At 37.7% G+C, this 14,156-nt stretch carries 13 protein-coding genes; all 13 read right to left on the reverse strand.

The features are described 5' to 3' along the window. Nucleotides 1-146: 146 nt before the first annotated feature. Nucleotides 147-350, reverse strand: a complete 204-nt coding sequence (locus QRE67_RS17490; RefSeq protein ID WP_286121499.1) for a YlzJ-like family protein — start codon at nucleotides 348-350, stop codon at nucleotides 147-149. Further along, on the reverse strand, nucleotides 347-1,084 hold the full coding sequence (locus QRE67_RS17495) for a ClpP family protease (protein WP_286121500.1): 738 nt from the start codon (nucleotides 1,082-1,084) through the stop codon (nucleotides 347-349). Before QRE67_RS17495 ends, QRE67_RS17490 begins: the two co-directional genes overlap by 4 nt. Before the next feature lie 101 nt (nucleotides 1,085-1,185). Then, on the reverse strand, nucleotides 1,186-2,856 hold the full coding sequence (locus QRE67_RS17500; RefSeq protein WP_286121501.1) for a ribonuclease J: 1,671 nt from the start codon (nucleotides 2,854-2,856) through the stop codon (nucleotides 1,186-1,188). Nucleotides 2,857-3,385: 529 nt separating this feature from the next. Further along, the gene (dapA, locus tag QRE67_RS17505; RefSeq protein ID WP_286121502.1) at nucleotides 3,386-4,264 is read right to left on the reverse strand and encodes a 4-hydroxy-tetrahydrodipicolinate synthase; all 879 of its coding nucleotides are present in this window, start codon (nucleotides 4,262-4,264) and stop codon (nucleotides 3,386-3,388) included. A gap of 11 nt (nucleotides 4,265-4,275) precedes the next feature. Continuing rightward, nucleotides 4,276-5,508, reverse strand: coding sequence for an aspartate kinase (dapG, locus tag QRE67_RS17510; protein WP_286121503.1), 1,233 nt, complete (start codon nucleotides 5,506-5,508; stop codon nucleotides 4,276-4,278). 23 nt (nucleotides 5,509-5,531) lie between these two features. Continuing rightward, nucleotides 5,532-6,578 carry an aspartate-semialdehyde dehydrogenase gene (gene asd / locus QRE67_RS17515; protein ID WP_286121504.1) on the reverse strand — a complete coding sequence of 349 codons (1,047 nt, stop codon included), beginning with the start codon at nucleotides 6,576-6,578 and terminating at the stop codon, nucleotides 5,532-5,534. Between the two features lie 150 nt (nucleotides 6,579-6,728). After that, a complete protein-coding gene (locus QRE67_RS17520) occupies nucleotides 6,729-7,328 on the reverse strand; it encodes a dipicolinate synthase subunit B (RefSeq protein ID WP_286121505.1) in 600 nt (199 codons plus the stop codon). Continuing rightward, on the reverse strand, nucleotides 7,325-8,227 hold the full coding sequence (gene dpaA, locus QRE67_RS17525; RefSeq protein ID WP_286121506.1) for a dipicolinic acid synthetase subunit A: 903 nt from the start codon (nucleotides 8,225-8,227) through the stop codon (nucleotides 7,325-7,327). Before dpaA ends, QRE67_RS17520 begins: the two co-directional genes overlap by 4 nt. 424 nt (nucleotides 8,228-8,651) lie before the next feature. After that, nucleotides 8,652-8,903 carry a YlmC/YmxH family sporulation protein gene (locus QRE67_RS17530; protein WP_286121507.1) on the reverse strand — a complete coding sequence of 84 codons (252 nt, stop codon included), beginning with the start codon at nucleotides 8,901-8,903 and terminating at the stop codon, nucleotides 8,652-8,654. Nucleotides 8,904-9,162: 259 nt separating this feature from the next. Then, nucleotides 9,163-10,401 (reverse strand): M16 family metallopeptidase, encoded by a 1,239-nt coding sequence (locus tag QRE67_RS17535; protein WP_286121508.1) that lies wholly within the window; start codon nucleotides 10,399-10,401, stop codon nucleotides 9,163-9,165. A gap of 88 nt (nucleotides 10,402-10,489) precedes the next feature. Further along, nucleotides 10,490-11,389 carry a polysaccharide deacetylase family protein gene (locus tag QRE67_RS17540; protein WP_286121509.1) on the reverse strand — a complete coding sequence of 300 codons (900 nt, stop codon included), beginning with the start codon at nucleotides 11,387-11,389 and terminating at the stop codon, nucleotides 10,490-10,492. Between the two features lie 161 nt (nucleotides 11,390-11,550). After that, on the reverse strand, nucleotides 11,551-13,704 hold the full coding sequence (gene pnp / locus QRE67_RS17545; protein WP_286121510.1) for a polyribonucleotide nucleotidyltransferase: 2,154 nt from the start codon (nucleotides 13,702-13,704) through the stop codon (nucleotides 11,551-11,553). Nucleotides 13,705-13,872: 168 nt separating this feature from the next. Further along, on the reverse strand, nucleotides 13,873-14,142 hold the full coding sequence (gene rpsO, locus QRE67_RS17550) for a 30S ribosomal protein S15 (protein ID WP_286121511.1): 270 nt from the start codon (nucleotides 14,140-14,142) through the stop codon (nucleotides 13,873-13,875). Nucleotides 14,143-14,156 lie beyond the last annotated feature (14 nt).

Here is a 14,156-nt window from a genome sequence, read left to right on the forward strand (position 1 = left end):
CAAAAAGGAGGAGATAAAGAGAGCCGAGCAGTTCGAGGCACGGAAGCCAGGAGGATACGAAGTGTAGATGGAACTACATGAGTACCGGACTGGCGACGTAACGAAGAAATGCTACAGCTATCTTTACTGGACTTTTTGAACATCCTCTAAAAGGTTATTTTCTGTCCAGGCTCAAATTGTAAATAATGAGAGGGATTCGTACTTAGTACACGAACAATAGAATAATGCTGTCCACTTTCTTCGGTCACGACCATCTCTATACCATTTACATTCACTATTTTTTGCTGCGCACACTGCGAATAGTCGGCCGGATAAACAAGTTGCTCTGGCATAATTGTATATAAAATCATTGTAGCAACTTCCCTTCCTGATTCATCTCTGCTCGCATATCTATTAATTCATTTAATTTCCGAACCGCATGCCCAATACCACCGACATCATCTATTAAACCATACTTCACTGCATCTATCCCAATAACATTTGTCCCAATATCGCGTGTTAAGTTACCCTTCGCAAACATAAGCTCTTTAAAACGATCTTCCGTCACTTTTGAGTGTTTTGTTACAAACCTGATAACGCGTTCTTGCATTTTATCCAGATACTCAAATGTTTGCGGCACACCAATGACAAGACCCGTCAGACGAATTGGATGAATTGTCATTGTAGCAGTTTCTGCAATAAACGAATAATCTGTTGATACCGCAATTGGTACACCAATCGAATGCCCTCCACCTAAAACAAGAGATACAGTTGGCTTTGAGAGCGAAGCCACCATTTCGGAAATCGCTAAGCCTGCTTCTACATCGCCACCTACTGTATTAAGCAATAAAAGCAAACCTTCAATTTTTGGGTTTTGTTCAATCGCTACAATTTGTGGTATCACATGTTCGTATTTGGTTGTCTTATTTTGTGGTGGTAACTGGACATGCCCTTCAACTTGTCCAACGATTGTTAAACAATGAATGCGCGACTCGTTCATTTGTGGAACATTCGTTTGACCAAGCTGTTGAATTTTTTCTAACACTGATGCCTCTTTCGCATCAGGCTCTTTCTCTTCATTTGTGAAACCATCACGTTCTGTCATATCGCATCCCCTTTCGCTCGTATACAACTATTATCTCTTAAGTTATAAATTTCATTCGATAGAGGAGAAAAAGAAAAAGCCGCCCGTAAAGGCAGCTTTCATTACACTTCCATAATAATTGGTAAAATCATCGGCTTTCTCTTCGTTTCTTCATATAGGAATTGACCTAACAGTTCACGAATATTTTGTTTTAGCATAGACCATTCAATTGAATATTCTTTAATCGATTGTTCTACAATTGTACGTACAATATCTGTAGATCTTTCAATTAATGCTTCAGATTCACGAACATAGACAAAACCTCGTGAAATAATTTCTGGTCCAGAGACTATTTTTTTCTCATCTTTTCCAAGCGTTACTACCACTACTAAAATTCCGTCTTGTGATAGCATTTTCCGATCGCGCAAGACGATATTTCCAACATCGCCTACCCCTAATCCATCAATCAGAACATTGCCCGCTTGCACCTTACCAGCTGGCTTTGCTTCTTCACCTTCAAATGCAATTACATCGCCTTTTTCTACGATAAAGATGTTTTCTTTTAAGACGCCCACATCTTCCGCCAAATATGCATGTGCTTTTTGCATGCGAAATTCACCATGTACGGGTATAAAATATTTCGGTTTCATTAAATTCAACATTAATTTAAGCTCTTCCTGACTACCATGACCAGAAACATGCACTTTTCTTTCTCCATAATATATAACTTCTGCACCAGCTCTAAATAGTAAATCAATAATTCTAGATACTGATATTTCATTTCCTGGAATTGGAGAAGCTGCAATAATAACTGTATCACCTTTACGAATAGAAATTTGTTTATGAGCTTGCTTCGCCATACGTGAAAGGGCTGCCATTGGTTCCCCTTGACTACCAGTCGTTAATATCGCTACCTTTTTCTCAGGGAAATTATCAACCTCTTGCAATGAAATGACCATGCCATCTGGAACTTCTAAATAGCCAAGACGTCTCGCAATATCCACTACTTTCACCATACTGCGACCAACAACGGCTACTTTACGCCCAGTTTCGGCAGCTGCATCAAATACTTGTTGAATGCGATGTACGTTAGATGCAAAAGAAGCAACGATAATGCGTCCTTCTGCATTATAAAATACTTTTGAAATCTCTACGCCAACTTCTTTTTCAGATCCTGTATAACCAGGACGTTCAGCATTTGTACTATCAGATAATAAACAAAGAACACCTTCATTTCCGATTTGTGCCATCTTTCCAAGATCTGCCCCATTGTTGCCAATTGGTGTTTGGTCAAATTTAAAATCTCCTGTATACACAATAGCACCTTGTGATGTATGGAAGCACACACCAACTGAATCCGGAATACTATGCGTTGTTCCGAAAAATGAAACCGTTGTCGTATTAAATTCCACTGTAGAATTCGAATCAATTGTTTTTAAGTCTACACGCCCCAGCATTCCTGCTTCACCAAGTTTTTCTTGTATAAGACCTAATGTTAACTTTGTTCCGTACACAGGAATAGATAGTTTTCGTAAGACATAAACAATACCGCCAATATGATCTTCATGTCCATGTGTGATAAATAGGCCTTTTACTCGATCTTGATTTTCTACTAAATATGTAATGTCTGGAATAACAATATCAATGCCAAACATTTCATCTCCCGGGAACATTAATCCTGCATCTACGATAAAAATTTCAGAATCAATTTCCACACAATACATATTTTTCCCGATTTCACCTACGCCACCGAGCGCAAATACTTTTATAGCATCAATCTCTTTTCTCTTCATGTTGTTGCCTGGTTTAAAAATCTTGCAAACACTGATTTCACTAAAATCGTAGAGACACCAGGGGAAACTCTACAACCACCATATTTTCACCGTCCAAGACGAATGTCCTTACCGTTATGCGATATCATGTTCTTTTTTGTTTTTAAACCAGGTTTCACCTCTCTTTCATTATATAAATCAAATATCTTATGCGATATGATATAGAAATTCCATTAAACCTTAATTTTTCCAATTTTGCTAAGCATACCCGTACTAAGCTACTTAGCCATATTATAACTGATACAAGAAATAGAACACAAGTTAAATTGTGAGAAAGAGAAAAGAAGCATCTAAATTCCATATGAAGTAAAACTTCCATCGGTGAGGTTTTTTTCCCTCCTTCATCTAACTTCTTTCACGCTGGAAAACGTTAAGGTAGTGGTCTTATTACCTATTTGTAATGGGAAATAAGAGATGTTATTTATATTGATATAAGGAAATAATTGAGGAAAAGAAAAGTGGCTTAGTTTTTTACTAAGCCACTTTCTCATTAGCGAGGAATCGCCTGCATTACACCATGTAATGTTATTCGTTCTTCTTCTGTTAATGGAAGAAGAGGTAAACGAACAGATCCTACGTCCAATCCAAGCATTTGTAACGCTGTTTTTACTGGTGTTGGGCTTGGTGCCATAAATAGGGCATTCGTTACTCTTACAAGTAATTGATGCAATTTCTGTGCTTTTTTGAAATCTCCAGCTTGAAATGCAGCAATCATTTCTTGCATTTCATTTCCGATCACATGAGATGCAACAGAGATAATACCATTTGCCCCAACCGCCATTGCTGGTAACGTTAAACCATCATCACCGCTGTATACAGCAAAGTCGTCCGCTGTTTTTTCAATAATTTCTGTCATCGTTAATACATCGCCGCCAGCATCTTTAATTGCAACAATGTTTGGTATGTGTGATAAACGAACAACTGTATCAACGGAGATTTGTACAATAGATCGTCCTGGAACATTGTATAGCATAACCGGAAGTACTGTACTTTCAGCAATTGTTTTAAAATGCTGATACATTCCTTCTTGACTCGGTTTATTATAATACGGTGCAACTAGCATAATTGCATCGACACCAACTTCTGTTGCTTTTTTCGTTAATTCAATAGAAGCATGTGTATTATTGCTACCTGTTCCAGCAATTACGGGCACCCTTTTCTCGACAACAGATACAACATGGCGATATAACGCTACTTTTTCTTCTGATGATAATGTAGGAGACTCTCCAGTCGTTCCTCCTACAACGATTGCTGTTGTACCGTTATCAATTAAATAATTTACCAGTTTTGTTGTCTTTGCAAAGTCGATATTTCCATTCTTATCAAACGGTGTCACCATCGCCGTCGCAATTGTTCCAAAATCTAGCATAGTCTCACTCCTTATTGTTCCAGTTGCTTTTCTTTTGAAAGCTCAAATGCACTATGTAATGCATTAACAGCTTCCACTAAATCTGTTTCTTTTACAAGCACCCAAATTGTCGTATGACTATCTGCTGATTGTAAAATTTGAATCCCTCTTTCAGCTAAAGCTGTGACGATTTTAGCGGTAACCCCTGGGTAACCAGCCATCCCAGCTCCCACAATGGATACTTTCGCACAGTGCTCTGTCACAATTGGATCATATCCAAGTTTTTGAAGAAGTTCAACAGCACGGTTCGATACATTGTCCTTCACTGTATATGCCACACCTGTAGGTGAAATATTAATTAAATCTACACTAATTCCTTCATTCGCCATCTCTTTAAAAACGTGCTTTTGCAGATCATACGATCCTTCTTTTGCAAGTACTTTAATTTGCGTCACATTTGATACATGGGCGATTCCTGTAACAGGCCGTTCTTCTACGTCACGGCCCTTTGTAGCGCCATCGTATGCCGCAATAAGTGTACCTTCACTATCAGAGTACGTAGAACGCACACGAAGTGGTACCTTTGCGTGCATTGCAATTTCAACTGCCCGCGGATGAACAACTTTTGCACCTTGGTAAGCCATATTACAAATTTCATTGTATGTTACGTTTTGAAGATGACGTGCATCTTTCACAATACGCGGATCAGCAGTCATTACACCTTCTACATCTGTAAAAATATCGATATATTCAGCGTGAAGCGCAACACCTAAAGCTGAAGCTGAAGTGTCACTTCCACCACGCCCAAGTGTTGTCGTATCGCCATTTTTTGTTTGTCCTTGAAAACCTGTAACAACAACAACGTCTACTTCTTGTAATTCCGCTAGAATACGATCGCAATTCATTTCAATGATTTTTGCATTCGTAAAGTCATTGTTCGTTACAAAACCAGCTTGTGCACCATTTAATGCTGCTGCTTTTAATCCATTTTCATTTAACATATTAGAAAAGACGATTGCTGAAATTAATTCGCCACATGATAGCAATAAATCTTGTTCACGTTTTGAAATGTTAGATTCAGTTTGTTTAACAAGACCTAATAGCGTATCCGTTGCATATGGTTCGCCTTTACGTCCCATAGCTGATACAACCGCAACTACTTTATAACCAGCGTCTAATGATTTTTTAATGTGGTGAAGTGCATGCTTACGTCCGTTTTCATCACGCACAGATGTACCACCAAATTTTTGAACAATAATTTTCATTTTTTGCACCTTCTTTTAGCCGTTTACACTAATTGTAATTTTACTAATCGTTCTGCAATTTGAACAGAGTTCCATGCAGCACCTTTTAATAAGTTATCAGATACGACCCAAAGATGGAATCCCTTATTGTTATTTAAATCTTTGCGAATACGTCCAACGAATACTTCGTTTTTGCCTACTGCCGTAGATGGCATTGGATATAACTGTTCTGCCGGATTATCTTGCAGTACAATTCCTTCTGCATTCGCAAGCAAGTTTTTCATTTCTTCTACTGTTACACCTTCTTTTTCAACTTCAATGTAAACAGATTCAGAATGACCTGATACAACAGGTAAACGTACGCATGTTGCTGCTACTTCCAACTCTGGCATATGCATGATTTTTTTCGTTTCATTAATCATTTTCATTTCTTCGAATGTAAAGCCATTATCTTGAAACTTATCAATTTGTGGGATTGCATTAAAAGCAATTTGATAATGTTTTTCGTCACCTGATACAGGTAAAACATTTGCTTTTGCTTCTTCCCCATTTAAGATTGCTTGTGATTGTTCATGAAGCTCTTCAATTGCAGCAGCACCTGCACCTGACACAGCTTGGTATGTGGAAACGATTACTCGTTTTAAACCAAATTGCTGACGAATTGGCTCAAGAGCGACTACCATTTGAATTGTAGAACAGTTTGGATTCGCAATGATACCATTGTGCTCCTTTAAGTCCTTTTCATTCACTTCGGGTACAACAAGCGGCACATTTTCCGTCATACGGAATGCACTTGTATTATCAACAACAATTGCACCACGTTTTGCTGCTTCTGGTGCTAATTGTTTAGATACAGATCCACCTGCACTAAAGAGTGCAATATTCACTCCTTCAAAGCTTTCAGGAGTTGCTTCTTGTACTGTGAATTCTTCTCCCTTAAATACAAGTTTCTTACCTGCAGAACGTTTAGATGAAAGTAACGTTAACTTTCCAATTGGAAAATCACGTTTCTCTAAAGTATTTAACATTTGTTCACCAACTGCGCCGGTTGCTCCAACTACAGCGACATGAAAAGATTTTTTCTTTTCCATCACTATGCCCCTTTCTAGATACCAATCCTTCTATACTTAGAATGAGAAGGAGTATAGAATACTCCTTCTCATTCTTAATATCATTAATTTTATCATATTCTGCGATAAGAATGATGATTTCACAAAAAATTGTCTGTTTTTTTTCGTTTTTTAATTCATATATCTGAATTTTTCTACAACTACAGGTTGTAGTTGTTTTCCCTCCATCGCTTCTACAATTGTATCTTGAAGAAGTTCCATACGTGCTACCATTGAATTTGGTTTTTTCTCTGGTGCATCTTGCCCAAATGGTACAAAATAAATATCTTTCGTGGCCATAAGACGCATGAGATTCACACCATTTAGTCCAAGTGCATCATTTGTGGAAACAGCTAACACAACTGGCTTTCCATTTCGAAGTGTTGCCTTTGCTGCCATTAATACTGGCGAATCTGTCATTGCATTTGCAAATTTACTCATTGAATTTCCTGTTAACGGGGCAATAATCATGCAATCCAAGGGGATTTTCGGACCAAGTGGCTCTGCTGCTACAATCGAATTAATCACCTTATTTCCTGTTATCGCTTCGATTTTTTCAATCCACTCTGCTCCTTCACCAAATCTTGTATTTGTCGTTTGCAACGTATATGATACAACAGGCAATACTTCTGCTCCTTCGGCGACGATTTTCTCTACATACGGCATTACTTCGGCGTACGTACAATGAGACCCTGTAAATCCAAATCCAATTCGTTTGCCGTTTAAACTCATTTTCCATTCCCCTTTCTTGCTTCCATATCGGTCAATAATAGTTGAGAAAGAACATTCGCTAAGATTTGTCCTGCCGTTTTTGGCGCAACGATTCCTGGAAGACCAGGTGCCAACAACGCTTTAACCCCTCTCTTTTCTGCATAACGAAAGTCTGTTCCACCAGGTTTAGATGCTAAATCAATAATTAGGGTATGAGCTGGCATACGTGAAATCGCATTTGCAGTTACAACAAGATGTGGAATCGTATTAATTACAATATCAACATCACACACTTCTTTCTCAATATCCTTCATCTGAAACGGAGAAAACATCATTTCCGAAATACGAGCAATATGTTCTGAACGCCGCGCCCCTACTTTGACATGAGCTCCTAACGCTTGAAAAGCTCTTGCTACACTCATTCCCGTTCTACCAAAGCCTAAAACCATTACATTCGACCCATGAATGGTATAATCTGTATGTTGAATGACCATCATTATCGTTCCTTCTACCGTTGGAATAGAATTGTAGATAGCCACATCATCACGGTCGAATAATTTCACAAGCTTTCGATTCGTAGCAGAGACAATATCCTCTAAATGCGAAGTTCCAATACCTGAATATATAGTAAAATTTGCTGGTGTTTTTTCAATCTGGTCTTTCGTAATAGAAACTTTTTCATTTGAAAAAATAGTATCTACTTCCCCTTTTGCATTTGTTCCAGCCACCGGTAAAATAATTGCATCTAAAGAAGTGAAATCTAGATTTTGCATACTCTCTTTTGCTGCCCCTGTAAAACCATGATCCAGTTGATCAAATCCTATCAATGAAAGTTTCGCATCCAGTTCAACCAGCTTCCGAATCACTTCAAGCTGTCTTGCATCTCCACCTATGACAGCAATGTGCATCTCAGTCAACATTCCCTACTTCACCTTCTTTTTCTTTCATTTATAAGAAAAGCGCCTACTTTTTCTTTTTCCTCCACATCATATGTAATGTACGAGTCAGAGGTGATTGAAAAGCAAAAAGCATACACCATTTCCAAATATCTATCCTTCTATAAAGTGAAACTTTTTTCAGTGGAGGTTTTCTTCATCCCCCACTGAGAATTTGTTCTCACCAATCGGGCTTTTACGGGCAGTTATCCCCCACCTATCTTCTTTGTTTCTCTCTGAATCTTGAGGTGGGGATCTTACCGCCCACAAATAGCGGGATAAAGTGGGATTCTCCTCCAGTCGCGACCTTCATTCTTGCCTAACTTCTACGCCTTCTCTGTATTTTGAGTTGAGGATACGACTACCTGTTAAAACAGAATAAAAAAAAGACAACCAAAACGGTTATCTTTCACTGTGAACTTGAATGATTTGCAAGATCAAAAATAATCATATCATGCCCAACTTTTTTAATTCGGCTCCATTCTACACGTATTTCCTGCTGTTCTCTTTTAAATCCACCCCATTTTCCCACCGGTATGATGAGAGCTTGGATTTTTCCATCTTTCTCGTTTATTTCTAAATCAGCGTGGCCTAAAACTCCCATTTTTTCTGCGCGTTCTAAATCCACAATTTCTTTTCCACTTAATTCACTTAAACGCATATCATTCTCTCCTTTACAATCATCTATAAAATAATATCTCAAATTCCACTCTATAATAACTACGTATTCTGCATGTCTTTAAAAAATACCAAGAAAATTGAATGAACTTCCATTACCAGAAGTCTTTGATGTTTGTAACAGGTTTACCAAAAAAAAATAGCCGTATCTCATTATAATGAGATACGGCTATTTTTATCTAACAGGTAGTGTTCAACTAACTATTAACGGGAGATGAAACCCCACTAATGGAAGTTTCACTTTATTTCATTCCTTTTGGAAGCTCACCAGTTGGACTAATGAGCGCTGCAGAAAATTCGTTTGTAAACATGTTACGAATCAATTCGTCTACATTCGTTTTTGTAACAAGGTTCACGCTTTCAATAATTTCATCAAGCGAACGATGTTTTTTCAACAGTAATTCATTTTTTCCATTACGGCTCATACGGCTATTCGTACTTTCTAAGCTTAACATAAGGTTGCCTTTAAGCTGCTCTTTACTATTAACCAATTCTTTTTCTGTAATACCTGTATTTTTCAATGTTTCTAATGTTTCCTGCATTGTTTCATATAAAGTATCTAATTGTTGACTTCCTGTTCCGCCGTAAAGCGTTAACATCCCTGTATCTTCATAAGAAGAATGGTAAGAGAATACGGAATACGCTAAGCCACGTTGCTCACGCACTTCTTGGAATAAACGGCTACTCATGCTACCGCCTAATACATTATTTAATACGATTAAGTTATAAATATCCTCATGACCCATTTGCAGTCCTTGGAAACCTAAACATAAATGAGCTTGCTCCGTTTCCTTTTTACGGGCTACTTTATTAAAATGGAAAGTTGGACTATGTACTTGTTCACGATTTGTTGTTCCTTCATAATTCCCAAAATATTGTTCCACTGTTTGAACAAATGTTTCATCAATATTCCCAGCAATCGAAACGACGACATTTTCAGGTGTATAATGATCTTTTATATATTGACGAAGCGTATCTCCTGTAAATGTCTCAAGTGTTTCTTCTGTTCCTAAAATGGGATATCCAAGTGGATGTGTTTCATACGTCGCTTTCGTTAACATATCATGTACGATGTCATCTGGTGTATCTTCATACATTTTAATTTCTTCAAATACAACATTCTTCTCTTTTTTTAATTCTTCTTCATCGAATGTTGAGTTAAAGAACATATCTGCTAAAACATCTAGCGCATAGTTCGCATGCTCATCAAGCACTTTTGCGTAGTAACATGTATATTCTTTTGAAGTAAATGCATTCACTTGACCACCTATGCTATCAAATGATTCTGCAATTTCTCTCGCACTGCGTGTCTCTGTCCCTTTAAAAAACATGTGCTCCAAAAAGTGAGAAACTCCATTGTTTTTTTCATTTTCATTTCTCGATCCCGCATGAATCCATATTCCAATTGCAACAGATCTTACAGTTGGAATATTCTCCATTACAATTCTTACTCCATTTTTACAAGTATATTTTTTAATCAAAAACCTTCCTCCTAATGCCAGTTTCTCTATAAAAATTTTCTATTGTTTAATGATAACAAGTTTAAAGACGAATGTCATGCAAATGTATTTAATCGATTCGCTTTTCATCTAGTAATTCTGTAATATTTCCTACTTTATAACCTTGTTCTTTCAACTGTGAAATCATCGTATCTAATGCGTGTGCTGTTGATGACGTAGGATGCATGAGCACAATTGCACCTGGATGCACTTTACTCATAACACGCTGCAATAGCACTTGTGGTTCCGGTCGTTTCCAATCAATCGTGTCAACTGTCCACATAATCGTTCCCATTCGCAAATTAGCAGCCGATTGAACAACTTCTTCACGAAAACTTCCGCTTGGAGGTGCAAACCAACGTACTTTTTGATTCGTTACCGCCTCAATAATTTGATTTGTTTTCTGTAATTGCTCATGTATCGCTCCTGCAGATAGCGTTTTCATATCAGGATGTGTATAGGAGTGATTTCCTACCTCTTGCTTTGCATCCACAATCATTTTCGCAAACCTTAAATTTTCTTTCACCCAACGACCTTCCAAAAAGAAAGTTGCCTTTACACCATGTTTTTGTAGTGTCTCTAATATACGAGGAAGATACTCATTTCCCCAAGCAACATTTATCGTTAAACCCACCATTTTTTTATGTGGATGCCCCCGATAAATGGGAGAGGGTGATAAATCTGCTAAGTGTGTGTATGGTGAAACCTCCCGATATACAAGTTGTTTTTCGTCAAATTCACCGACCTTCTTCATATTTTGATATGATGCCTCAATATCAACCTCTTTACCATTATATCCCGGTGTTGCTTTCCAAATCTTATCAATGACTGCATTTTGCGGGGCAATTCTATACTGTTTCGCTTGTTTCTGAATTTCTTCGTAAAGATGGTCTTTTGCAAATACCACATATGAACATGGTCCCATACAGAATAATAATATAGATATAGATAAAAATATACGAATTCTCATGTAAACCCTCCCATTAACTATACAAAAAGAAATAATCCATTTTCTTCTTATTGTTGTTAATTTGAGCGTTCTCAGTAAAACTATACCTCATTCCCTACAAAAATCTCTCCATCTAATGTTTTTATATAATAAAAAAAAGCCAGGATTCCTGGCTTTTTCACTTATTTTTGCTCTTGCTCATTTTCTTGTTTTGAGGCTTCTTCTTTTGCAGCTTCTTTTTCTTGCTCTTCTTTAAGCAATACTTTTCTAGACAAGTTTACACGACCTTGTTTGTCAATCTCGATAACTTTTACTGAAATCTCATCACCGATTTTCACAACGTCTTCTACTTTGCCTACACGTTCAAGTGCAAGTTCAGAAATATGGACAAGACCATCTTTACCACTGAATAATCCAACGAAAGCACCGAATTTTTCAACGCGTTTTACTTTTCCTAAGTAAATTTCGCCTACTTGTACTTCACGAACAATATCTTCAATGATTTTCTTCGCCTTTTCATTCATCTCTTGATCAATAGAAGAAATAAAGACTGTACCATCTTGTTCAATATCAATTTTCACGCCAGTTTCTTCAATAATTTTGTTAATTTGCTTACCGCTCGGTCCAATAACATCACGGATTTTGTCCGGATTAATTGTCATTGTAATAATTTTCGGAGCATACGCAGATAACTCTTTACGAGGCTCGGCAATAGCAGATAACATATGATCTAGAATGTGCATGCGGCCAACTTTTGCTTGTTGCAATGCTTCCTCTAAAATTTCACGAGATAAACCAGCAATTTTAATATCCATTTGTAGCGCTGTTACACCTTGAGCTGTACCTGCTACTTTAAAGTCCATATCACCTAAGTGATCTTCCATACCTTGGATATCAGTTAAAATTGTGTAGTGCTCACCAGACTTCACAAGTCCCATTGCAATACCAGCAACTGGTGCTTTAAGCGGAACACCTGCATCCATCATCGCTAACGTACTTCCACAAATACTTGCTTGTGAAGTAGAACCATTTGATTCTAATACTTCTGATACAAGACGAACTGTATACGGGAAGTCTTGCTCGGATGGAATAACTGGTTCAAGCGCACGTTCACCTAATGCACCGTGACCAATTTCACGACGACCAGGTCCACGCATTGGTCTTGTTTCTCCAACACTAAAGGACGGGAAGTTATAGTGATGCATAAAACGTTTTGATTCCTCTACACCAAGACCGTCTAAAATTTGCACATCGCCTAATGCACCTAACGTACAAATACTAAGCGCTTGTGTTTGTCCACGTGTAAATAAACCAGAACCGTGCGTACGAGATAAAATTCCTACCTCTGATGCTAAAGGACGGATTTCGTCACCTTTACGTCCATCTGGGCGGATTTTTTCAACTGTAATAAGACGACGTACTTCTTCTTTTACAATTTTATATAAAATCTCATTTACTTGTCCTAATGTTTCTCCATCAGCTTCATTTGCTTCATAGTGCTCAATCACACGCTTTTTCACTTCGTTAATTGCATCTTCACGTGCATGTTTTTCATATACTTGAATCGCAGCATGCATATCTTTCTCTGCCATTTCACGTACATTTTGATTGATTACAGCATCTACTTCATATAATTTCACTTCTGTTTTTTCTTTACCAACTGCTTGTACAATCTCTTCTTGGAAAGCAACTAGACGTTTAATCTCATCATGACCGAACATAATCGCTTCTAACATTATTTCTTCAGGTACTTGATCAGCTCCTGCTTCTACCATGTTAATTGCATCTTTTGTTCCAGCTACAACAAGGTGAATATCACTTTGTTCTTGTTGTGCTACTGTTGGGTTAATAACAAATTTTCCGTCAATACGACCAACTGTCGCGCCAGCAATCGGACCTTCAAATGGCACATCTGAAATCGATAACGCTAAAGAAGAACCAAGCATAGCTGCCATTTCAGAAGAACAATCTTGGTCCACACTCATAACGATGCTGACAACTTGCACTTCGTTACGGAATCCATCTGCGAAAAGTGGACGAATTGGACGGTCAATTAAGCGACTCGCTAAAATTGCCTTTTCACTTGGACGACCTTCACGTTTAATGAAGCCGCCTGGAATTTTACCTACTGCATATAAACGCTCTTCATAGTTTACTGTTAATGGAAAGAAATCTACATTTTTAGGCTCTTTTGATGCAGTTGCTGTAGATAGAACCGCTGTGTCGCCATATCTTACTAATACTGCTCCGTTTGCTTGTTTTGCAAGCTGACCTGTTTCAATTGTAAGCTGACGACCAGCTAAATCTATCGAGAAGACTTGCTTTTCGTGACTCATTTAAGTACCCCTCTCAATTTAAAATATTAAAATATTCAATTCTTCTATGTAAATGGATAATATATCACAATATTCTTCCTCTAGTATTACCGAAATATAAGTAAGCTATTAAGAGTAGAAGATATATTTTTACCTAACAAAAAAGCGGGAATATTCCCGCTTTTTTGACTATCGACGTAAGCCAAGCTTTGTGATTAATTCACGGTAACGTGTGATGTCATTGTTACGAAGGTAAGTAAGTAAGTTACGACGTTTACCAACCATCTTTAATAGACCACGACGTGAATGATGATCCTTCTTGTGAGTACGTAAGTGCTCATTTAGAGTGTTAATTTGCTCTGTTAGGACAGCAATTTGAACCTCTGGAGAACCAGTATCAGTCTCATGAGTTCTAAATTGTGCAATGATTTCATTTTTACGCTCTTGTGTTAAAGCCATCCTATTTCACCTCC

Source organism: Bacillus sp. DX3.1, assembly GCF_030292155.1.
In the GTDB taxonomy this organism is placed as follows: Bacteria; Bacillota; Bacilli; order Bacillales; family Bacillaceae_G; genus Bacillus_A.